21 protein-coding genes are annotated in these 22226 nt (G+C 64.2%); 8 read left to right on the forward strand and 13 right to left on the reverse strand.

Features of this window, described 5'->3' with window-relative positions:
- The first annotated feature begins 104 nt into the window (after positions 1-104).
- Positions 105-5006, forward strand: coding sequence for an alpha-2-macroglobulin family protein (locus tag IFU31_RS11055; RefSeq protein WP_192102935.1), 4902 nt, complete (start codon positions 105-107; stop codon positions 5004-5006).
- A gap of 48 nt (positions 5007-5054) precedes the next feature.
- Here IFU31_RS11055 and IFU31_RS11060 read toward each other — a convergent pair whose 3' ends face one another.
- Complete coding sequence (locus tag IFU31_RS11060) at positions 5055-5348, reverse strand: hypothetical protein (RefSeq protein ID WP_122480298.1); 294 nt, start codon at positions 5346-5348, stop codon at positions 5055-5057.
- A gap of 53 nt (positions 5349-5401) precedes the next feature.
- On the opposite strand from IFU31_RS11060, the gene pbpC reads away from it, so the two are divergent.
- Positions 5402-7810 carry a peptidoglycan glycosyltransferase PbpC gene (gene pbpC, locus IFU31_RS11065; protein ID WP_446731027.1) on the forward strand — a complete coding sequence of 803 codons (2409 nt, stop codon included), beginning with the start codon at positions 5402-5404 and terminating at the stop codon, positions 7808-7810.
- Between the two features lie 25 nt (positions 7811-7835).
- On the opposite strand, the gene IFU31_RS11070 is transcribed toward pbpC, so the two are convergent.
- The 7 genes from IFU31_RS11070 to IFU31_RS11100 all read right to left on the reverse strand — a co-directional run bounded on the left by IFU31_RS11070 (position 7836) and on the right by IFU31_RS11100 (position 12970).
- Positions 7836-8306, reverse strand: a complete 471-nt coding sequence (locus IFU31_RS11070; RefSeq protein ID WP_192059136.1) for a prepilin peptidase — start codon at positions 8304-8306, stop codon at positions 7836-7838.
- 129 nt (positions 8307-8435) lie between these two features.
- The gene (locus IFU31_RS11075) at positions 8436-8999 is read right to left on the reverse strand and encodes a DUF4136 domain-containing protein (protein WP_122480295.1); all 564 of its coding nucleotides are present in this window, start codon (positions 8997-8999) and stop codon (positions 8436-8438) included.
- An 18-nt stretch (positions 9000-9017) separates the two neighbouring features.
- Positions 9018-9635, reverse strand: a complete 618-nt coding sequence (locus IFU31_RS11080; protein ID WP_192102939.1) for a DUF4136 domain-containing protein — start codon at positions 9633-9635, stop codon at positions 9018-9020.
- Between the two features lie 20 nt (positions 9636-9655).
- Positions 9656-10405 (reverse strand): methyltransferase domain-containing protein, encoded by a 750-nt coding sequence (locus IFU31_RS11085; RefSeq protein ID WP_192102941.1) that lies wholly within the window; start codon positions 10403-10405, stop codon positions 9656-9658.
- Entirely contained in the window at positions 10402-10707 is a 306-nt protein-coding gene (locus IFU31_RS11090; RefSeq protein ID WP_122480292.1) for a MazG-like family protein, read from the reverse strand. The genes IFU31_RS11085 and IFU31_RS11090 overlap by 4 nt, the downstream gene beginning before the upstream one ends.
- Before the next feature lie 54 nt (positions 10708-10761).
- Positions 10762-11628, reverse strand: coding sequence for a MaoC family dehydratase (locus IFU31_RS11095; protein ID WP_192059144.1), 867 nt, complete (start codon positions 11626-11628; stop codon positions 10762-10764).
- Position 11629: 1 nt separating this feature from the next.
- Entirely contained in the window at positions 11630-12970 is a 1341-nt protein-coding gene (locus IFU31_RS11100) for a 3-oxoacyl-ACP reductase (RefSeq protein ID WP_192102944.1), read from the reverse strand.
- Positions 12971-13101: 131 nt separating this feature from the next.
- On the opposite strand from IFU31_RS11100, the gene IFU31_RS11105 reads away from it, so the two are divergent.
- On the forward strand, positions 13102-14391 hold the full coding sequence (locus IFU31_RS11105; protein ID WP_192102946.1) for an acetyl-CoA C-acetyltransferase: 1290 nt from the start codon (positions 13102-13104) through the stop codon (positions 14389-14391).
- Here the strand turns inward: IFU31_RS11105 and IFU31_RS11110 are convergent.
- Positions 14378-15409 carry a bile acid:sodium symporter family protein gene (locus tag IFU31_RS11110; protein ID WP_185795258.1) on the reverse strand — a complete coding sequence of 344 codons (1032 nt, stop codon included), beginning with the start codon at positions 15407-15409 and terminating at the stop codon, positions 14378-14380. The genes IFU31_RS11105 and IFU31_RS11110 overlap by 14 nt on opposite strands.
- A gap of 87 nt (positions 15410-15496) precedes the next feature.
- On the opposite strand from IFU31_RS11110, the gene IFU31_RS11115 reads away from it, so the two are divergent.
- Together IFU31_RS11115 and IFU31_RS11120 are read left to right on the forward strand one after the other, a co-directional pair.
- A complete protein-coding gene (locus IFU31_RS11115; RefSeq protein ID WP_122480287.1) occupies positions 15497-16279 on the forward strand; it encodes an AraC family transcriptional regulator in 783 nt (260 codons plus the stop codon).
- A 165-nt stretch (positions 16280-16444) separates the two neighbouring features.
- Entirely contained in the window at positions 16445-17338 is an 894-nt protein-coding gene (locus IFU31_RS11120; RefSeq protein WP_192102948.1) for a PA4780 family RIO1-like protein kinase, read from the forward strand.
- Between the two features lie 36 nt (positions 17339-17374).
- Here the strand turns inward: IFU31_RS11120 and cueR are convergent, their stop codons facing one another.
- Together cueR and IFU31_RS11130 are read right to left on the reverse strand one after the other, a co-directional pair.
- Entirely contained in the window at positions 17375-17776 is a 402-nt protein-coding gene (gene cueR / locus IFU31_RS11125) for a Cu(I)-responsive transcriptional regulator (RefSeq protein WP_185795256.1), read from the reverse strand.
- 57 nt (positions 17777-17833) lie between these two features.
- Positions 17834-18220, reverse strand: a complete 387-nt coding sequence (locus IFU31_RS11130) for a hypothetical protein (RefSeq protein WP_122714690.1) — start codon at positions 18218-18220, stop codon at positions 17834-17836.
- A gap of 156 nt (positions 18221-18376) precedes the next feature.
- On the opposite strand from IFU31_RS11130, the gene IFU31_RS11135 reads away from it, so the two are divergent.
- Positions 18377-18574 carry a heavy-metal-associated domain-containing protein gene (locus IFU31_RS11135; RefSeq protein WP_122480283.1) on the forward strand — a complete coding sequence of 66 codons (198 nt, stop codon included), beginning with the start codon at positions 18377-18379 and terminating at the stop codon, positions 18572-18574.
- A 48-nt stretch (positions 18575-18622) separates the two neighbouring features.
- Positions 18623-19816 (forward strand): multidrug effflux MFS transporter, encoded by a 1194-nt coding sequence (locus tag IFU31_RS11140; protein WP_192102950.1) that lies wholly within the window; start codon positions 18623-18625, stop codon positions 19814-19816.
- On the opposite strand, the gene IFU31_RS11145 is transcribed toward IFU31_RS11140, so the two are convergent.
- Positions 19813-19992, reverse strand: coding sequence for a hypothetical protein (locus tag IFU31_RS11145; RefSeq protein WP_122480281.1), 180 nt, complete (start codon positions 19990-19992; stop codon positions 19813-19815). The two genes, IFU31_RS11140 and IFU31_RS11145, sit on opposite strands and share 4 nt — an antisense overlap.
- Positions 19993-20406: 414 nt before the next feature.
- Here IFU31_RS11145 and IFU31_RS11150 point away from each other — a divergent pair, with 414 nt between their 5' ends.
- Complete coding sequence (locus IFU31_RS11150) at positions 20407-21102, forward strand: ArsR/SmtB family transcription factor (protein WP_122480280.1); 696 nt, start codon at positions 20407-20409, stop codon at positions 21100-21102.
- 36 nt (positions 21103-21138) lie between these two features.
- Here IFU31_RS11150 and IFU31_RS11155 read toward each other — a convergent pair whose 3' ends face one another.
- Complete coding sequence (locus IFU31_RS11155) at positions 21139-22092, reverse strand: adenosine deaminase (RefSeq protein WP_192102952.1); 954 nt, start codon at positions 22090-22092, stop codon at positions 21139-21141.
- Positions 22093-22226: the final 134 nt, after the last annotated feature.

Genomic DNA, 22226 nt, shown 5'->3' on the forward strand with positions numbered 1-22226 from the left:
TACACACTTCACTACACTTGTCTCAGCCGGTAACCCCGGCCACGAAACCATCAATATTGATATATATTCCCAGCCTTGCTTTTCACTGCCTTGGGTACCTCGAATTGAACAAAGGACTGTTTCTGGCCTGCGCCCTGGCCCTGCTTGGCGGGTGCGATTCATCGACATCGGAGAAACCTGTCGAGCCCCCGCCACCTGCTGCCGTGAATGCGGTGCCCAAGCCTGTGGCGAGCGTCGATCTGCCGGCCCTGGCGCAACGCTACAAGGGCCGTGAACTCGCCGTAGCCGACGCCTCCGAAGTCCAGCTGGACGGTGCCAGCACCCTTTCAGTGACCTTCACCGCACCGCTGGATCCCAAGCAGAACTTCGCCGACAAGGTTCACTTGGTCGACAGCACCCGCGGCAAGCTGGACGGCGCCTGGGAACTGTCCGACAACCTCATGGAGTTGCGCTTTCGCCACCTGGAGCCCAAGCGCAAGCTGGTGCTCACGGTCGATGCCGGGCTGCTCTCCGTGAACCAGAACACCCTGGCTGCGCCACACACCGTTCGTCTTGAAACCCGAGACCTGCAACCCACCGTGGGCTTCGCCAGCCGCGGCTCGCTGTTGCCCACCCGGCTGGCCGAAGGCTTGCCGGTCATCGCCCTGAATGTCGACAAGGTCGACGTCGAGTTCTTCCGCGTACGACCCGAGCAACTGCCGGCCTTTCTCAGCCGCTGGGGCCGCAACAGCAGCCTGCAAAGCTACGAATCGCGCGAGCTGTTGCCCATGGCCGAACTGGTCTACGGCGGTCGCTTCGATCTCGATCCCGCACGCAATACCCGCGAGACCCTGCTGTTGCCCCTCGGCGGCATCAAGCCATTGCAGCAACCAGGCGTCTATCTGGCGGTGATGCGTGCCTCCGGCAGCTACGACTATGCGCAGCCGGCGACGCTGTTCACCCTCAGCGATATCGGCCTGTCCGTGCATCGCTATGCCGACCGCATGGATGTATTCACCCAGGCCTTGGAGGGCGGCAAGGCCTTGGGCGACGTCAGCCTGCAGCTGCTCGACGCCCAGGGCCGGGTCATCGGCGAAGGCAAGACCGACGCCTCCGGCCATGCCGAACTCGCCTCGCCGGTGAAAGCCGAAGTATTGCTGGCGCATCAGGGCGACCAGACCAGCCTGCTGCGCCTGAACACTGCGGCACTGGATCTGGCCGAGTTCGACATCGCCGGAGCCAAGGCACACCCGTTGCAGTTTTTCGTCTTCGGTCCGCGAGACCTCTACCGTCCCGGTGAAACCGTGCTGCTCAATGCCCTGTTGCGCGACAACGACGGGCACCCGGTCAAACCGCAACCGGTAAGCGTCGAGGTGCGCCGCCCGGACGACCAGCTCAGTCGCAAATTCGTCTGGCAGCCAGACGCCTCCGGCCTGTATCAGTACCAGTTGCCACTGGCTGGCGAAGCGCCGACCGGGCGCTGGCAACTGCTGCTCGACCTGGGCGACGGCAAGCCTCAGGTTCACGAATTTCAGGTGGAAGATTTTCTCCCCGAGCGCATGGCGCTGGACCTCAAGGGCGCGGACACGCCCATCGCGCCCGCCGATGCGCTGGCTGTCGACGTGACCGGCCGCTATCTGTACGGCGCGCCGGCTGCGGGCAATCGTTTGAGCGGTCAGGTTTACGTGCGTCCGCTGCGCGAAGCGGTGTCGACGCTGCCCGGGTTCCAGTTCGGTTCGCTGACCGAAGGCGAGCTCAGTCAGGACCTGGAGCTGGACGAGACCACCCTCGACGCGCAAGGCAGGGCGACTCTGGCCATCGATAGCCGCTGGAGCGAAACCAGGTCCCCGCTGCAGGTCGTGCTGCAAGCCAGCCTGCAGGAATCCGGTGGCCGGCCCATCACCCGTCGCCTGGTGCAACCGGTATGGCCTGCGGACCGCCTGCCCGGTGTGCGAGGAACGTTCGAAGGCAAGAACGTGGACGGCGATGGACCGGCCGAGTTCGAATTGCTCGTCGCCGACGCCCAGGGTCGCAAGCTGGCTGCCGATGCCCTCAAGGTACGCCTGGTGCGCGAGCGTCGCGATTACTACTGGAACTACTCCGAAAGCGACGGCTGGAGCTACAACTACAACGAAAAATACCTGAACCTGAGCGAGGAAACCGTTGCAGTTGCCGAGGGTGGCACCGCCAAGGTCAGCTTTCCCGTTGAGTGGGGGCCGTACCGGGTCGAGGTCGAAGATCCGCAAACCGGGCTGGTCAGCAGCCTGCGTTTCTGGGCCGGCTACAGCTGGCAGGACAACACCGAAGGCGGCGCGGTACGCCCCGATCAGGTCAAGCTCGCCCTGGACAAACCCCACTACGCAGATGGCGATACGGCCAGGGTGACAGTGACGCCGCCTGCAGCCGGTACCGGCTATCTGCTGGTGGAGTCCGCCGAGGGCCCCTTGTGGTGGCAGGAGATCGACGTACCCGCCGAAGGCAAGGCCTTCGACATCAAGGTCGATCCGAAATGGGCCCGCCATGACCTCTACATCAGCGCGCTGGTGGTCCGCCCCGGCGAACGCAAGGCCAACGTCACCCCCAAGCGTGCGGTCGGCCTGCTGCACCTGCCGCTCGATCGCGCCCCACGCAAGCTGGCGGTGACTCTCGACGCGCCTGCGAGCATGCGCCCGCAGCAGCCCCTCACGGTCAAGGTGACGGCCCGCAACAGCGACGGCAGCATCCCACGCCAGGCCCATGTGCTATTGGCGGCGGTGGACGTCGGTATCCTCAATATCACCCAGTACGCCACCCCCGATCCTTTCGCTGCGCTGTTCGGCCGCAAGGGCTATGGCGTCGACCAACTGGATATCTATGGGCAGTTGATCGAAGCGGGGCAGGGCCGGCTGGCCAGCCTGGCGTTCGGTGGCGACGCGGCCGATCTGGCCATGGGCGGCAAGCGCCCGCAGACCAGCGTCACCATCGTTGCGTTGCAAAGCGCTCCGGTGACGTTGAACGAGCAAGGCGAGGGGCAGCTGACCCTCGATATCCCGGACTTCAACGGCGAACTGCGCGTGATGGCCCAGGCCTGGACCGATGATCGCTTCGGCATGGCCGAGGCGCGCACGGTGGTCGCCGCGCCGCTGGTTGCAGAACTGTCCGCGCCGCGCTTCCTGGCCGGTGGCGACCAGGCCCGCATTGCGCTCGACATCACCAACCTCACCGAACGAGCGCAAACCCTGACCGTGCAGGTGAGCGCAGACGGCCCGTTGACCCTGCTGGACGCCCCCCGGCAACCGCTGCAACTGGCCAAGGGGCAACGCCAGACCCTGCACGTGCAGGTACAGGCTACGGGCGGGTTGGGCCAAGGGCACATCAAGGTACGGATCGACGGGCTGAACCTGCCCGGCGAAACCTTGCCAGCCATTACCCGGGATTGGACCCTGGGCGTGCGCCCCGCTTACCCGGCGCTGGTCAGGCATCTGCGCAGCGTGCTCAAGGATCAGCCCTGGACGCTTCCCGCCGGTGCCCTGTCGCCCTTCGAGCCCGCCGGGCGCGAGGCCCTGCTCAGCCTGTCGAACCGGCCGCCGCTGAACATCGGCGAGCAGATCAAGGCGCTCAAGGCGTACCCCTACGGCTGCCTCGAGCAGACCGTCAGTGGCCTGTATCCGTCGCTGTATTCCGATGCCGCCAGCCTGAAAAAGCTGGGTGTGGAAAGCGACACCGACGCCGAGCGCACGCGCAAGATGGACATCGGTATCGAGCGGCTGCTGGGCATGCAGCGCTACAACGGCAGCTTCGGCCTGTGGGGTGCGGATGGCGAGGAAGAGTACTGGCTGACTGCCTACGTGACCGATTTCCTCCTGCGTGCCCGTGATCAGGGCTACGCCGTACCGCCCGAGCCCGTGAAGAAAGCCAGCGAGCGACTGTTGCGCTATCTGCAGGAGCGCGATTTGATCGAGGCTGACTACAGCGACAATCTCGACCACACCCGCTTTGCGGTCCAGGCCTATGCCGGCCTGGTGCTGGCGCGTAGCCAACAGGCACCGCTAGGCGCACTGCGCAGCCTGTTCGAACGGCGCAGCGATGCGCGCTCGGGCCTGCCACTGGTGCAATTGGCGATCGCCCTGCAGAAAATGGGTGATCAGCCCCGTGCCGATCAGGTACTGCAAGCCGGTCTGGCGGCAGCACGCAACGACAGCGACTGGCTCGGCGACTATGGCAGCCCGCTACGTGACCAGGCGTTGATCCTGGCCTTGCTGCAGGAGAACGATCTGAGCAAAGCCACACTCGAAGAGCGCCTGTTCACCCTCTCGGATATGCTCGCCAGCAGCAGTTGGCTATCGACCCAGGAGCGCAATGCCTTGTATCTGGCCGGTCGCAATGCGCTGGCCTTGCCCGAGCAGGCCTGGACTGCCCAGGTACAAAGCGCCGACGTCAGTCACCTGTTGAGTGACGCCCAGCCGGCGCTGAAACTGGCGGACGGCGCGCTGTCCGAGTCGCTCACCGTTACCAGCCAGGCACAACAGCCGCTGTATCAGCAGGTGACGCTGTCGGGCTATCCGGTACGGCCGCCGGCGCCGCAGCAAGACAATCTGTCGATCCGTCGCCAATACCTGGGCCTGGACGGCGAGCCGCTCAAGCTCGATACCCTCAAGAGTGGCGAGCTGGTGCTGGTGCATCTGGTGGTGGGCGCCAAGCAGCGCGTGCCCGATGCCCTGGTCGTCGACCTGCTGCCCGCTGGCCTGGAAATCGAAAACCAGAACCTGGCGCAAAGTGCCGCCAGCCTGGATAACGCCAGCAGCAGCGTCCGGCAGTGGCGTGAGTCGATGCAAAACGCCAATCTGCAGCATCAGGAGTTTCGCGATGACCGCTACGTGGCCGCACTCAAGCTCGATGGTTATGGCAGCACCCACCTGCTGTATCTGGCGCGTGCGGTAACGCCGGGTATCTACAAGGTACCGCCACCGCAGGTGGAATCGATGTACCGGCCCAACTGGCAGGCTGTCGGTGCTACGCCAGCGGACCTGACGGTACGCCCGAGGTGAGGCCGGGCAGGGGCAGCGAACGGCTGCCCTTGCCATTCGACCCATGGCTCACTGAATGATCCAGCTCAGCAACCACAGGCCCAGTACGGCCCAGATGACACCCATGATGATCGATGCACGCATGAAAGCCCGGACGGCGGAGTACAGGAACAGCAAGCCGACGATCAACGCGGCGATGGTAACGACATTGGTGTCCATGCCCAGGGTCCTCGACAGGCCGTCGACGAAATTTCCGCCCGCGTTGCCGAGCAGGCTGAACAGCCAGCTCAGGCTGTCTACCACCCAGCGAATGATTGCGCCCAGGGCCTGCCCCAGCCACTCGAAAAAGCCTTCTACATGCATAGTTGCGTCCTGATTCGGTTAGTGGCATTCATGCCATTGTGCCCCCTTTGGCCATGCGCCAGCGAACCAAGTTCCCGACAGCGCCAGCAAGGTTGGCGCACTTGAGCCGCAGCTTTGCAGTTTTTCCGAAAACGCGTCGAGGCAGATTCATGCGCCGTGCGCTGTTGGCGATTTGTGTGCCGGTCGTTCTTCTGTGGCTGGCCGATCGCCTCTGGCCACTACCGTTGCCCCGGGATGATCTGGCGCGCGTGGTACTTGCCGAGGACGGCACACCGCTGTGGCGTTTCGCCGATGCCGAAGGGGTATGGCGATATCCGGTCAGCGTGGACCAGGTTTCGCCCTATTATCTCGAAGCTTTGCTGACCTACGAGGACCGCTGGTTCTACCAGCATCCAGGGGTCAACCCGCTGGCACTGGCTCGTGCTGCCTGGCTCAACCTCAGCGGCGGTCGGGTGTTGTCGGGCGGCAGTACGTTGTCGATGCAGGTGGCGCGCTTGCTCGATCCGCATTCACGGACCTTCTCCGGCAAACTGCATCAGTTATGGCGAACCGCGCAGCTGGAGTGGCACCTGAGCAAGACGCAGATTCTCACGCTGTACCTGAACCGCGCGCCATTCGGCGGCACCTTGCAGGGTGTGGCGGCGGCCAGTTGGGCGTATCTGGGCAAGTCGCCTGCGCAGCTCACCCGGAGCGAAGCCGCCTTGCTGGCGGTGTTGCCCCAAGCGCCCAGCCGCCTGCGTCCCGACCGCCATCCGCAGCAGGCGCAAGCCGCTCGCAACAAAGTGCTGAAGCGCATGGCCGAGCACGGCGTGTGGCCCATTGCACAGTTACGCGAAGCACAACAGGAGCCTTTGTTGCTGGCCCCGCGCCAGGAGCCGGCGTTGGCGCCATTGCTGGCCAGGCGCCTGAACCGCAACGACAGCCCGCCGCTCATCCACACCTTGATCGACGCCAGCCTGCAACGGCGCCTGGAAGACCTGCTGCTGGGCTGGCGTGCGCGGCTGCCCGAGCGAACCTCGGCGGCCATCCTGGTGGTGGATGCGCAGACCATGGCCGTGCGTGCCTACCTGGGCTCGGTGGACTTGGCCGATGACCGGCGCTTCGGTCACGTCGACATGGTCAGTGCTGTCAGGTCGCCAGGCTCCACGCTCAAGCCGTTTCTTTACGGCATGGCCATGGATGCCGGCCTGATTCACTCCGAGTCTCTGTTGCAGGATGTCCCGCGCCGCTACGGTGATTACCGCCCCGGCAATTTTTCCGCAGGGTTCAGCGGTCCGGTCGCGGCCAGTTCGGCGCTGGCCCTGTCGCTCAATCTGCCAGCGGTGCAGGTGCTCGAGGCGCTGGGTCCCAAGCGCTTTGCCGCGCAGTTGCGCAACGGCGGCCTGCACCTGAGCTGGCCCGTGGCCGCCGAGCCCAACCTGGCGATGATCCTGGGCGGGATGGGCAGTCGGCTCGACGATCTGGTCGCCGCCTACAGTGCTTTCGCCCGCAGCGGCAACAGTGCCTCACTGCGTTGGCAACCGCAGGATGTACTGCGCGAGCGGCCGATGATGTCGGCGGGCGCGGCGTGGATCGTGCGGCGCATCCTCAGCGGGCAGGCACGCCCGGATCAAGACCTGCACGCCGAACTCGTCCAGCGTCCGGCGCTGGCCTGGAAGACCGGTACCAGTTACGGTTTTCGTGACGCCTGGTCGATCGGCATCGGGCCGCGTTATCTGATCGGAATATGGATCGGTCGCCCGGATGGCACCCCGGTACCCGGCCAGTTCGGCCTGGCTTCGGCCGCGCCGTTGATGCTGCAGGTACACGACGTCCTGAGCAACCGCGATGCGCAGCGGGCCATCTCGACGCCTGTCCAGCGCGTACCGTCCAGCGTCGGCGCGGCTGCGATATGCTGGCCGCTGGGTCAAGCACTGGATCGCCGTGACCCCAACTGTCGGCGCCAGCGCTTTGCCTGGACACTGGACAAGACCATCCCGCCCACTTTGCAGGCGCTGGACCAACCGCTGGGTACCGGGCTGCAGGAACAGGTCTGGCTCTCGCCTGCAGGGCTGCGCACCAGTGCCTCCTGCCCCGGCGCCCAGGCACGCTCCATCGCCCTGTGGCCGGCCGCACTCGAACCCTGGCTGGCCAAGGCCGAACATCGCCAGATGCGGGTGCCGGACTCGGATCCACAATGCCCCGCGCCACCGTTGCCGGCCATGGCTCCCTTGTCGATCGTCGGCGTGCGCAGCGGTGATCGGCTGCGCCACCCGGCTGCCGACGCCGGCCCATTGCGGATACACCTCGAAACACTCGGCGGGCAGGGGCAGCGTTGGTGGTTCATCAATGGCATGCCCCAGCAAAGCAGTGCGCAGGGCATTGGCCTGAACGCGGTGTTCGAGCGCGCGGGGCGTTATCAGGTCACGGTGCTGGACGAGGCGGGGCAGACTGCCAAGGCCGAGCTGACTGTGGTGGACTGAGCCTGTCGGATGCCAACCCGGCTTATCAGCTCAGCCAGAACAATGTCTGCACGAACCCTGCCAGCAGAAACGGGGTGAGCGGCAGCACGGCTGCCGACTCGGGGTTCAGGTACTCCACCTTGCGCCTATAGCGAATGCTCAAGCGGTACCAGATCATCGGTGACACGAAGACCCACAGCACCAGGGCCACGATACCGCCGATCAGCGTGCCGACCAGGTGACTGCTGTCCGAAGCCAGCGCCAATGCCCAGAGCAGCTTGACCTCGCCACAGCTCAGGCGGCCATTGAGGTAGCCAGGCAAGGTCAACGCCATGCTCAATACCAGCGCTGCGGCCGCCTCGACCATGCTCGAGCCGATCCAGGTATGCCCGGTAGCGAACAGGCACACCAGCGCAAGCACCCCTGCGCCGACGGTCAGTTTGTCGGCTATGCGCCGGTGCCGGATGTCCTGCTCGGCGCACAGGGTAAACCACAGGAGAAGAACGAGACTTGGCATGGCAGCACCCACTTGAATACGGCAGTGGCTCACTTCTGAAACAGACCTTCTGTTTCAGATTAGACGCCTGACGCTGACGATGGGGTTGCTGCGACACTTTTTTTGCTGCTGCTGCTGCTGGCGGCAGGCTCAGCGAGGCGGGTAGGTGGACAGGATGTCGTTCACCGCCTTCTGGATGACAGTGCTGCGCTCGCTCGGCGAAACGGCATTGTCGTTGACCAGTTGCTCGGTACTGCCGCGCCACACCAGCTTGCCGTCCCGTGCATCGAGCATGTCCAGCTGCAGGGTCGCCACCTTGTAATCGACGCTGCGCGTTTCGTTCATGGCGGGCGAGGCCCAATACGGACCCCAGTAGCCCCCACCCCAGCCACCGCCATAATTGGTCGTGACCTGCTGCTGACGGTTGTCGACGATCAAGTAGGCTTGCAACGTGACGTCGGCACGGCCACCGGCAGCCGCTGGGCGCAGTCCGCGCTGGTCGAGCTGACTGCTCACGGCCTGGCGGATGCGCTGCTCGGTGAGGTCGCTGCGCACCCGTGGATCGTCCGGCCGATATTGCACCGCCGGCTCTTTCCAGGCCCAGCTGCGGTAGGCCGCGAAGTCACGGCTGGCATCGAAATCATGATTGACTCGAGGGGTTTGACAGGCGCTCAGCAACAGCGCCAGCGGTAGAACGGCAAGGCGACGCAACATGGTGAAATCTCCTGTGGGTCAGGACGGAGGATAAGCCGTCAGCGCTTTTTGCACAGCGTTGCGTAACGCCTCGTTACGATCGCTCAGGCTGCCCTGGCTGCTGGTTTCAGCACTTGCGCTCCAGACGGGCTGGCCGCTCTTGCCGTCGAACAGGTCGATGCGCACCACCATCACCTGGATCTGGTAGGTGCGTACCACCGGATAGCTGCCATAGCCGCCATAGCGGTCGTAGCGATCATAGCCGCCGTAACCGCGTCCGTAGCCAGCACCGTAGCCGACATCGTCGCGGGTTTGTTGCAGGCGGGTTTCCATGCGCAGGCTGGTGCCGACCCGCAAGTCGGCGTTGTCGCCACTGCGCTGGGGGCGCAAGCCGCGCTGGTCGAGGGCATTGCTGACCGCTTCGGCGATCTGCGCAGAGTCCGCCCAACTGGTCCCGGCCGGTAGCTGCCCGTTGGCCCAGGCCCAATTGCGATACCGGGCATAGTCGCGCGGAGGCGCGGGGTAAGCACTGGCATCGAACGTCTGCGCCGCCTGCGCGGGGGCAGGTGGCAGGGGCCTGGAGCTGGCGACATAGGGATTGGGGCTCTGGCAGGCCGCCAGGGCCAGGCAAACAGCGCAAAGTGACAGGCGACGCATGGCAGTCTCCGAAATACCGATCAAGCGGGGCGGCAGATCCAGTGCAGGTAACGGCCCAGGCCGGCAAACGCCGGATGCCGCCGATGGGCAAGCTCCATTTCCACCAGTTGTTCCAGGTCGGCGCGCTTCTGGAAGTCGATGGGCATGTAGTCGTGAAACACGCGCACACCACTCATGGATTCGACATGCCACGCGCCTCCAAGTTGCGCAGCCAGTTCGCGCGGGTCCAGCGGCTGCTGGGGCGTCAGGCTCTGCTTCTCGCCCGCCAGCTCGTTGCTGTGCAGCTTGCGGAAGTGGCCTTTGAGCAGGTTGCGGTAGACTAGCGCGTCGCGGTTGTAGAACGCCAGCGACAGCCAGCCATGGGCGGCGGTCAGCGAATGCAGCACCGGCAGAATGGCATGCGGTTCGGCCAGCCACTCCAGCACCGCATGACAGATCACCAGGTCGAAGGCAGGCAGCCCCAGTTCGGGCAACTGCTGCCAGGACGCCTGGATGAAGGTGGCGTCCTGGCCTGCGGCGGCGAAACGCTCGCGGGCGCCATCGAGCATCGGTTCGGCCGGTTCGCTTAGGGTGACCTGGTGACCTTGCTCGGCCAGCCACAACGCCATGTGTCCCAGGCCACCGCCGACATCCAGCACCCGCAGAGGACGCTGCGGCAAGGCCTCGCGCAGGTCGGCCTGAAGTACGGCGAGTCGGATCGCACCCTTGGCACCGCCATAGATCTTTTCGGCGAAGCGAGTCGCCAGTCGATCGAAATGGCGATCGTTCATCGTGCGAACCGCCGCTCGCTGTCGGCCAGCTTGGCGCGTACCACCTGGTCCATGTCCAGGCCCAGTTCGCTGCACAGCAGCAACAGGTACAGCACCACGTCACCGACTTCCTGGCCGGCATGTTCGAGCTGCTCGGCCGATAATTGTCGTGACTGGTCTTCGGTCAGCCACTGGAAGATTTCCAGCAGCTCGGACATTTCCACGCTGGCCGCCATGGCGAGGTTCTTCGGGCTGTGAAAGCGCCGCCAATCGTTGTTTTCGCGTATCTGGTGGAGGCGTTGGGTAAGTGCGTCTAGGTTCATTGCAAAGCTCCTGAAGGCGCATAGCTTCAAGCCGAACTTTGCCGAACGCAATAGCTACAGAACCAGAGGTCCCCAGGTGCCGCTCATGTGCAACAGCTCGTCGCGCCCATGCAATGCCAACTGCCCGCCGAGCCCTGCAGCGCTGGCGCGCAAGATCAACTCGCTGGGCAGGCGTACCGGTTTGTGGAATTCCACCGCCAGTTGGTAATTGCTCAACGGCAGGCGTTCGCGCAGGGCTGCCACACTTTGCGCCAGGCTCCACATGCCATGGGCAATGGCAGTGGGAAAGCCGAACAGACGCGCGCTCAGGGCGCTCAGATGGATCGGGTTGTAATCGCCGGAGACGCGTGCGTAACGGCGTCCGGTGTCCGCCGCCGCATACCAGCGATGCACCTCCATCAGAGCCTGGTCCTGATGCTGGGCAGGAGTGTGCACCGGCTCTTGCAGGCCTTCGATTCTGGCATGGCGACACAGAAAAGTGCTGTGTTCCTGCCACAGCGGCCCCAAGGGGTCATCGACTTGGGTCACCAGGTCGAACGTCACGCCTTTTTCATGGCGCTGCAGGTTCTGCGCATGCACGCTGACCCGTACACCGGCCACCCCGCCCAAGGGCCGCAACACCTGAATGCGGTTGCGTAGATGCACCAGGCCCAGCAGGGGAAACGGAAAGCTTTTATCGGTCATCAAGCGCATCTGCAAGGCAAACGCCAGCACATGCGGGTAAGTGGCCGGCAGCATGCCGCCTTCGCCGAACCCGCACAGTTCGCGGTAGGCCGCCAGGTGTCGCGGGTCTGCCGACAGACTGCAACGCAGGCCCAGCTCAGGCAGACGCTCGCCAGTGATCTTGCGGTTGAGCGCTGCTTTCAGATAGGCGCTGGGCAAGTCGGGATTGCGTGCCAAAGTCTGCCAGTGGATTGCCATGTCAGGCCCCCAGAATGCTTTGGCCGCACACGCGCAGCACTTGGCCATTGACCGCACCACTGCCGGGCTGCGCCAGCCAGGCAACGGCCTCGGCAACGTCCTGCGGTTGGCCACCCTGGCCCAGTGAGCTCATGCGCCTCCCGGCTTCGCGCAGGGCAAAGGGCATCTGCGCCGTCATGCCGGTTTCGATGAAGCCAGGGGCCACGGCGTTGATGGTCGCACCGCGCGTGGCCAGCCTGGCGGCGAACGCTTCCGCCAGGCCGATCAGTCCGGCCTTGCTCGCGGCATAGTTGCTCTGCCCACGGTTGCCGGCAATCCCTGACGTCGAGGAAAGCAGTACCACGCGCCCGTCATCGCGCAGCGTGCCGCTGTCGAACAGCGCCTGGGTCAGCCGTTGCGGAGCGAGCAGGTTGACCGCGAGCACCGAGTCCCAATAGTCGGGTGTCATGTTGACCAGGGTCTTGTCGCGGGTAATGCCGGCGTTGTGCACCACGATGTCGATTCCCTCCGGCAGCGCGGCGATCAGCTGGCTTGCAGCGTCGTCGGCGCAGATGTCCAGGTCTATCGTGCGACCGCCCAGCCGTGCCGCCAGCGCTTGAAGGTCATGGCGTGCCTGGGGCACATCGAGCAGGATCACTTCGGCGCCGTCGCGCGCCAGGGTTTCCGCGATCGACGCACCGATGCCGCGTGCGGCGCCGGTGACCAGCGCCTTGCGGCCTGCCAACGGGCGGGTCCAGTCAGTGACCTGGCGGGCGCTGGCCTGCAGCGACAGCGCCTGGCCCGACACGAACGCACTCTTGGGCGAAAGGAAGAAGCGCAATGCACCTTCCAGCTGTTCGTCGGCGTCAGGCGCGACGTACAGCAGCTGCAAGGTGCCACCGTTGCGCAACTCCTTGGCCAGCGACCGGCTAAAACCTTCCACGGCGCGCTGGGCGATGTGTGCTTCAGGGTCTTCGAGGTCGCGGGGGTTGCGTCCCAGAATGACCATGTGCGCGTTGTGGTCCAGGCTCTTGATCACCGGCTGGAAGAATTCGCGCAAGCGTGCCAGTTGGGTACCATTGACGATCTCGCTGGCGTCGAACACCACAGCCTTGAGCTTGGGCCCAAGGCCAGCGGTCCAGCTCGGCAGGTCGGCGGCGCCGTACGCGGTGTCGGTCAAGCGCGAAGCGAAGCTGGCCACCTTGTCGGCGAGTCCGCCGCCGCCCAGCAACAGAGCACCTTCCACCGGTCGCAACCGTCCGGCTTGCCAGCGCTCCAGGCGTGCCGGTGAAGGCAGGCCGATGGCCCCTACCAGGCGACGACCAAGGTCGGAGTTGGCGAAGTCGATATATCGATCGGACATGGAACGTGCTCCGGTTCAAAGGGTTCAAAGTGTGGACCACGGCAAGGCGCGCGTCGTTCGCCCGGGCCCCGTGCCATGCATCATGCTCGACCCGGAATCTCGCTTCCGCCTTTCAATCCAGGAGGTTCGACATGAACCTAGACACGCATACGGTGCGCCGGGTTGCCATCGTTGGCAGCAATCGTATCCCGTTCGCTCGCGCCAACGGGCCCTACGCCCGAGTCGGCAATCAGGCCATGCTCACGGCCGCACTCGAAGGCCTGATCGAACGTTATGGTCTGCACGGCCTGCGCCTGGGTGAGGTCGCGGCCGGTGCGGTGCTCAAGCATTCCCGCGATTTCAACCTGACCCGTGAAAGCGTACTGGGCTCGCGGCTGTCGGCACAAACGCCCGCCTACGATGTTCAGCAAGCGTGTGGCACAGGTCTGGAAAGCGCGCTGCTGGTGGCCAACAAGATTGCTTTGGGCCAGATCGAATGCGGCATTGCCGGCGGTGTCGACAGTGCATCCGATGCGCCCATCGCGGTCGATGAAGGCCTGCGTCAGATCCTGTTGCAAACGCATCGGGCCAAATCGCTCGGCGAACGGGCCAAGGCATTGCTGCAACTGCGGCCGCAGCATTTGCGGCCCGAACTGCCGCGCAATGGCGAGCCGCGCACCGGTCTGTCGATGGGGCAGCATTGCGAGCTGATGGCGCAGCACTGGAACATCCCGCGTCACGAACAGGATGAGCTGGCGCTGCGCAGTCACCAGAACCTGGCCGCCGCCTATGCGCAAGGTTGGCAGGATGATCTCACCACGCCATTCGGCGGGCTGGTCCGCGACCATAATCTGCGTCCCGACCTGACCCTGGAAAAACTTTCGGCGCTCAAGCCCGTGTTCGAGAAAAACCGGCAGGGCACGCTCACGGCAGGCAATTCCACACCCTTGACCGACGGCGCGTCGGTGGTGCTGTTGGCCAGCGAAGCCTGGGCCAGGGAGCGCGGGCTGCCGGTGCTGGCGTACTGGCGCGATGGGGAAACCGCTGCAGTGGACTTCGTGGGGGGGCAGGAAGGGCTGCTGATGGCGCCGGTCTACGCGGTTCCGCGGCTGTTGGCGCGCAACGGCTTGAGCCTCCAGGATTTCGATTACTACGAAATACATGAGGCCTTCGCCGCACAAGTGCTCTGCACCCTCAAGGCCTGGGAGGATGCAGACTACTGCCGCACGCGCTTGGGCCTGGATGCGCCGCTGGGTTCGATTGACCGCAGCCGCCTCAACGTCAAGGGCAGTTCACTGGCGGCAGGGCACCCGTTCGCGGCCACCGGTGGGCGCATCCTCGGCAACCTGAGCAAGCTTCTGGACAACGCAGGCAGCGGTCGAGGCCTGATTTCGATTTGCGCAGCCGGTGGCCAGGGCGTCACGGCAATCATCGAGCGCTGACGGTTGCGCCCACGGGCACGCTGGTCGCTTCCACACGCAGTTGGTTGGCATAGTTTTCCGCCATGATCGAACACACGATCAGCTGCAGCGGGTGATAGATCATGATCGGCAGCAGAATCAAGCCCAGTCCGGGGTTGCTGCCGAAGATCAGCGCCGCCATCGGTGCTCCCGCCGCCAATGACTTCTTGCTGGCGCAGAACACGGCGGCCACCTTGTCGGCGTGGCTGAAGCCCAGCAGTTTGGCGGTGCGTGTGGTCAGCAGCAGGATCAGCGCCAACAGCAAGGCGCTGCCGCCCACGGCCATGGCCAATACCGATGCGCCCTGCTGCTGCCACAGCCCCGATACCATCGAATTGCAGAAGGCGGCATACACCAGCAGCAGGATCACGGCCTTGTCGATCAAGTTGGTGTAGCGCTTGTGCCGGCCGAAGAATTTGCCGAACAACGGCCGCATTAGTTGCCCCAGCACCAGCGGCAACAGCAGCATGGCGCACAGGTCGAGCAGGGTTTCCCCCAGGTCGATGCCTCCCGAACCGCCACCGACCACCAGCGCGCACAGAAACGGCGTGATGAAGATACCCAGCACGCTCGACAGGCTGGCGTTGAGGATCGCTGCTGGCACGTTGCCGCCCGCACTGCCCGTCAATGCCACCGATGACGAAATGGTCGAGGGCAGGGCGGCAAGGTACAGAAAGCCCACCATCAAGGTGCCGGGAATGAACGCGCCAAGGGTCTTGTCGCAGGCCAGCCACAGCAGCGGGAACACCACGAAGGTGAAGGCCTGCACCATCACATGCAGGCGCCAGTTTTTCAATCCGTGGCGGATCTGCTCGCTGGACAGGTTCATGCCATGCAGAAAAAACACCACGAACACGCCGATATTGGTCACCAGACCTGCGTGCATGGCACCGCCGGTGGCGCCGAACCTCGGAAAAATCCAGGCCAGTAGGACTGCCAGCACCATGCCGCAGAGGAACCAATCGGTTACCACGCGCTTGAGGTGTTTGAGAATGTGCATGAATGAATCGCCTGTGCGTCGATGGACATTGAGAACGGCAGGCTAACTCAGGCACTCTATTGCCGTCTTGCGACAGAGGGCCAATCAATGCCGCCAAACGGACATGCATCGTCACCACGCCCCATACCCGCCCTGGCAAGCCTGCCTCGACCGTTGTATGCGCGTGCCGAAAGCCTGGGTGCGGGATCGTGGACGCCCGCCCATCGACATGATTGGGCGCAGTTTTCCTACGCCATCAGTGGCGTCCTCGGCGTGCACACCGATGAAGGCAGTTTCTTCGCGCCGCCGCAGTGGGGTATCTGGATTCCGGCGGGAGTGGAACACAAGGTCGTTACCTCGATGCGCGCCGAGATGCGCAGTCTGTACGTGCGCAGAGAAGAGTCGCCCTTCCTCACGGAGCACTGCAAGGTGCTTGAGGTCACCCCGCTGGCACGCGAACTGATCAAGGGTTTCTGTGAGTTGCCCCATGACTACCCAGCCGGTGACACCGCTCAGTCACGTCTGGTGCAGGTATTGCTGGATCAGTTGGCAGGCTTGCCCGAGGTGGCGTTCTCGTTGCCCCTGCCCAGGGATCATCGGCTGTTGGCGTTGTGCAACCAGCTGATCGCTGCTCCCGATCAGGCCACCACGCTGACCCAGTGGGCAGGGCGCCTGGGAACTTCGGAAAAGACCCTGATGCGCCTGTTCCAGCGCGAAACCGGCATGAGCTATCGGGCCTGGCGGCAGCGCATGCGGCTGCTGTCGTCGCTGCAGGCGCTGGAAAACGGTGACAGTGTGACCACGGCCGCATTGAACAACGGTTATGAATCGACATCGGCCTTCATCGCAGCTTTCAAGGCGCTGTTCGGTTTCACTCCTGGCGAGCTTTAATGCGTGAGCGCCGCTGTCCATCAGCTGCGAAAGCGCTATGATCGTCCACCGCTTGGCGAGTTGTTTGCATCCTTTTACAGGCTCGGGTCGGCAAGCCGCGCTCGCTGTGAGACGATGCCGCCAGAATTCGCGTGTTTGGCTACGAAGGACCCAGAATAAAAGCTGATGAAGACTCCAAAACGCATTGAACCGCTGATCGAGGACGGTCTGGTGGACGAGGTGCTGCGACCGCTGATGAGCGGTAAAGAAGCAGCTGTCTATGTGGTGCGCTGTGGCAAGGAATTGCGCTGCGCCAAGGTCTACAAGGAGGCGAACAAACGAAGCTTTCGCCAGGCGGCCGAATATCAGGAAGGCCGCAAGGTGCGCAACAGCCGACAGGCTCGGGCCATGGCCAAGGGCTCCAAGTTCGGCCGCAAGGAAACCGAGGACGCCTGGCAGAACGCCGAGGTCGCGGCGTTGTTCCGGCTGGCCAGCGCCGGTGTGCGTGTGCCCAAGCCGTACGATTTTCTCGAGGGCGTCTTGCTCATGGAGATGATCTGCGACGAGGACGGCGATGCAGCCCCACGTCTCAACGACGTCGAGCTGGAACCGGACCAGGCGCGCGAGTACCACGCGTTCCTCATCCACCAGATCGTGCTGATGCTGTGCACAGGCCTGGTGCACGGCGACCTCTCCGAGTTCAACGTGCTGCTGACACCCGATGGCCCGGTGATCATCGATCTGCCGCAGGCCGTGGATGCGGCGGGCAACAACCATGCCTTCAGTATGCTCGAGCGTGACGTCGGCAACATGGCCAGCTATTTCGGCAGGTTCGCTCCCGAGCTTCGCCAGACGCGCTACGCCAAGGAAATGTGGGCGTTGTACGAAGAAGGCAAACTGCACCCGGCCAGCGTGCTGACCGGCGAGTTCGCAGAGGAAGAAGTGGAAGCCGATGTGGGCGGGGTCATGCGTGAAATCGAGGCCGCGCGCCTGGACGACATTCGCCGACGCGCCGCACGCGAGGCCGATGACCAGCCGACCAAGCCAACGGAAGAACCGCCTCCGCCCTGGTTGCAATAAGCGGCCTGCTTGCCAGCTGACGCCGTTTTCCCTTGGTCAGCTGCAACAGCCCCCGGATGCCAGCTCCTGAAGGATCGGGCAGTCCGGGCGGTCATCGCCGTGACAGTGTTCCACCAGGTGTTCAAGGGTGTTGCGCAGGCTGCTCAGCTCGCCGATGCGGCGGTCGAGCTCGTCGATATGCCGGCGAGCCAGCTGCTTCACGTCGGCGCTGGCACGCTTGCGGTCTTGCCACAGCGTGAGCAGCCTGGCCACTTCCTCCAGGGAAAACCCAAGGTCGCGCGAGCGCTTGATGAAACCGAGCGTGTGCACGTCCGCTGCCTGATACAGGCGGTAGCCGCTGTCGCTGCGCACGGCTGGCGCGAGCAGGCCGATCGACTCGTAGTAACGGATCATCTTTGCGCTGAGGCCGCTTTCGCGGGCGGCCTGGCCAATGTTCATGCTCGAAATGTCCTCGGATGCGTTTGCGCCAGTATCAACCTTGCCCCGCTGGCAAGGTCAATACTCCAGTGGCTCGGGCTTCAAGTACAAGCCGGCGCTGCCTGCAGCGATCCGGAATTTCTGAATCTGCCCGGCCTGCAGGGTCACGATTACCGGTTTGTACTCGGTCATGCCCGGCGCGCACCCAGGCGTTTGCCCCGGAAGCTGACGCAAACCGACCGACACGGGGCCTGGCGGCAGGTTGAACGACGTGGCCTGCTCCTGAAACAGCCGCCCGACCAGTTGGTCCTGCAGGTACACCCCGATCTCGCAGGACGTGGCGACTTCCAGGCGCTCGCGGGAAACGATCAGAATGCCGTATGGCTGACCGGTACTGGCACCGGCCCAACAGCTCTGCGCTGCCAGGGCACACATTCCGAAAAGCCATGCAGTGGTAGGGCGCATCGAGTTACTCCTGGCAGGGTGGCAAGCGTCCAGCTTGGACGAGCCGCACGGGGAATTCCAGCCCGGCCGATCCGTGCAGAACTTGATCTTTACCTTGACCTTGCCCCGATGGGAAGGTTGAGAATGATCGCAATCCCGTCCAGCGAGGTATCACCCATGCAACAGTTCACCGTGCAAGGCATGACCTGTGGCCACTGCGTACGTGCCGTGACCCAGGCAATCACCGCTCAGGATCCGGCTGCCCAGGTCCAGATCGACCTGGCAGTCGGCAAGGTCGAAATCGACAGCAACCTGCCGCCCGAGCGAATCGTCCAGCTGATCAGCGAAGAAGGCTACAGCGCGACACCCGCGTAACCCGGTTAGACTACGTCGCCTGTATTGTCAGGACGTAGTGAATACCCGATGAACTTCAAGACCATTCTGATCCTGGGGGCGCTCAGCGCATTCGGCCCCCTGGCGATCGACTTCTACCTGCCGGGCTTCCCTGCCATGGCGCTTGCCTTCGGCACCGACGAAAAGCACATCCAGACCACCCTGGCTGCCTACTTCCTCGGTTTGTCGATCGGCCAACTGATATACGGCCCGGTCGCCGATCGCTTCGGTCGCCGGGTGCCCCTGCTCGTGGGCGTTTCGCTGTTCACCGCAGCTTCGCTGGCCTGTGCCTTCGCACCCACCCTGGACTGGCTCATCGTTGCCCGTTTCGTCCAGGCCCTGGGCGGTTGCGCTGGCATGGTGCTGGCCCGCGCCATCGTCAGCGACAAGTGCGATGCAGTCGGCTCGGCCAAGGTGTTCTCGCAACTGATGCTGGTCATGGGCCTGGCGCCGATCCTGGCACCTATGCTCGGTGGCGTACTGGTCAACAGTTGGGGCTGGCAGTGGATCTTCATCCTGCTCACCCTGTTCAGCGCCGCCTGCACCTTGGCCGTCGCCTTGGGCCTGCCGGAAAGCATGCCCGCCGACAGACCCAGACGCCCCCTTGCAGGCGCCCCCAGGCTGTACGGCGGCTTGTTGCTGGACCCTGTGTTCATGGGGCATGCGCTGACCGGCGGAATCGCCATGGCCGGCATGTTCGCCTACATCGCCGGGTCACCGTTCGTATTCATCAAGCTCTACGGCGTACCTGCCGAACACTATGGCTGGCTGTTCGGCAGCAATGCCGCAGGGTTCATCCTGATGGCGCAGGTCAATGCGCGCCTTCTGTCGCGCCGCGGTCCGGCGTTGCTGCTGTCACGCACCGTATGGGTGTACATGGCAGCGGGTGCTGTGCTGCTGGCACTCAGTGCGCTGCGGCCAACGGTCTTGTGGCCATTGCTGATCCCTTTGTTCGTCTGTCTGGCGAGCCTGGGCGGGATCATCCCCAACGCCTCGGCGTGTGCCATGAGCGGGCAGGGCTCACGCGCCGGCAGCGCTTCGGCGCTGTTGGGGTGCCTGCAATTCAGTCTTGCCGCCGCCGCCGCGTCGTTGGTCGGATTACTGCACGACGGCACGGCAATGCCGATGGCCTGGGTGATCGCTGGCTGCGGCATCCTTGCCGTCTGTGCGGCAGTAATGACACGCCGCTGCCAGCAGCGGCGCGACCTGCAGACAGCCCGCTAACCGGCGCTGGCCCCCCGCGCCTGCGGCAGGCCGTGGGGCGCCTGCAAGCGGGCTTCGAGGGTGGCGATGAAGGCCCGCGCCTCGGCTTCGCTGCGGAATGACACCGCATGCTGGTCCATACGCACCTGCCAGCAGCTGCCGCGTGGTTGCTTCAACTCAGAAAGAAGAACTTTCATTGCGATGTCCTCGGGCTCGAGATGAGGACCCAGTTTAGTCCTCATTTCGGGCGTGCGAGCGTCATCGGGTGCCCGTCAGACTGACGGCGAGGCAGCGCGAACCAAACAATCATGTAGGTCTGCAAGGACGGACATTGCGGGAAAAGTCCGCCCCGGCTGTGGGGTCAAACCTGTAATGAATGATGTATCCAACCGGTCTTCAGGCAACAGAGCGACGCGTTGCGGGCGCTTGAGCAAGCGTCCCGGAAAATGCCGTCGGTAAGGGCGGGCCATACAAGTACAGGGTATTGCACACCCCTCGCATTCGATGCTGGTCCCCGGCGCTTTCGTCCAATTCCGTACAACGGCGGGGTGCATATAATCACCCCGGCAACCATTGCCAGATTGACGAACGTTTCCACAGGGAGTGAACACATGCAACCAACACCTTGCATCAGCCGGATCGCCACATTGCTGGCCGACCCCAAGCGCAGCGCCATGCTCTGGGCGCTCATCGACGGCACCACGCGAGGCGCCGACGAGCTGGCATCGCTGGCAGGTGTCTCGCCCTCGTCGGCAGGCGCGCATCTGGCGCGGCTGTCGGCAGGTGGTCTGCTGACCCTCGAAGCGCGTGGGCGCAAGCGTTTCTTCCGTCTGGCCAAGCCTGAAGTAGGGGCGGCGGTGGAGGCATTGGCCAGCGTCTCGTTGGTGCAAGCCAATGCGGGAATGGCGGCGCGCATCAGCGTGCCCAAACCGCGCTCGCCCAAGGCCCTGCATCAGGTGCGGCTGTGCGGTGATCATCTGGGCGGCGTGCTGGCGGCCGACCTGTTCCAGCGCATGGTCCAGAACGGCTGGCTCGAACACTATGAACAGCGGCTCGAAGTGACGGCGCTGGGCAGCAGCCGCCTGGCCAGCCAAGGCATCTATACGCAGGCACTGGTCAATCGCGAGCGCCAGCCGCTGCACAGCTGTTGCGACTGGAGCACCCAGCGCCCGCACGTCGGCGGCGCACTGGGTGCAGGGTTGCTGACCCTGTTCCTGCAGTCGGGCTGGCTCAAGCTCAACGAAGACAGCCGCACGCTGCAGGTTACCCGTCTGGGCATGAGCGAGATCGGTCGCTTGGGTACGTGATGGGGCGGGTGAGGCCGGGGTTCGACCCCGCCGGCCTCATTGCTTGATCAGGCGAGCGTCCAGGCTATTCTGCGCCAGGCGTTTGGCTTGGTCCTTGGTCATACCTAGATGGGTGTACAGCGCGTGGTAGTTCTCGGTGACGTAGCCGCCGAAATAGGCCGGGTCATCGGAATTGACCGTGACCTTCACGCCGCGCTCGAGCATGTCGAGAATGTTGTGCTGGCTCATGTGATCGAACACACACAGCTTGGTGTTGGAGAGCGGGCATACGGTCAGTGGAATCTGCTCGTCGATGATGCGCTGCATCAGGCGCTCGTCCTCGATGGCACGCACGCCGTGGTCGATGCGCTGGATCTTGAGCAGGTCCAGGGCTTCCCAGATGTACTCGGGCGGGCCTTCCTCACCGGCGTGGGCGACTGTCAGGAAGCCCTCGTCGCGGGCGCGGTCGAACACGCGCTTGAACTTGCTCGGCGGATGGCCCATCTCGGAGCTGTCCAGACCCACGGCAACGAACGCATCACGGAAAGGCAAGGCCTGATCCAGGGTCTTCTGCGCCTCGTCTTCGCTCAAATGGCGCAGAAAACTAAGGATCAGCCCGCTGTCGACGTTCAGCTGGGTACGGCCGTCATTCAGTGCGGCAGTGATGCCGCCCAGCACCGTTTCAAAGGCGATACCGCGGTCGGTGTGGGTCTGCGGATCGAAGAACGGCTCGGTGTGTACGACGTTCTGGGCCTGGCAGCGCAACAGATAGGCCCAGGTCAGGTCGTAGAAATCCTGCTCGGTGCGCAACACGTCGGCACCGCGGTAATACAGGTCGAGAAACTCCTGCAGGTTATTGAACGCATAGGCTCCACGCAGCGCCTCCACATCATTCCAGGGCAACGCGATCTTGTTGCGCTCGGCCAGGGCGAACAGCAGCTCGGGTTCCAGCGAGCCTTCCAGGTGCATGTGCAGTTCGGCCTTGGGCAAGGCATTGAGCCAGTCGTACATGGTGTTTTCGTTCTCTCATCAGGTGCAATCGTGCTCGATTCTACAGGTATTGCCCTTCACTCGCAGCCGCGAGGGCCCAACCGGCAGGTTCGTGCCGACGCCCGGCGGGCCGGCCCCGGTCGGATGCCAGGCCA

Source organism: Pseudomonas sp. CFBP 13602 (genome assembly GCF_014842725.1).
Taxonomy (GTDB): Bacteria; Pseudomonadota; Gammaproteobacteria; order Pseudomonadales; family Pseudomonadaceae; genus Aquipseudomonas; species Aquipseudomonas baltica.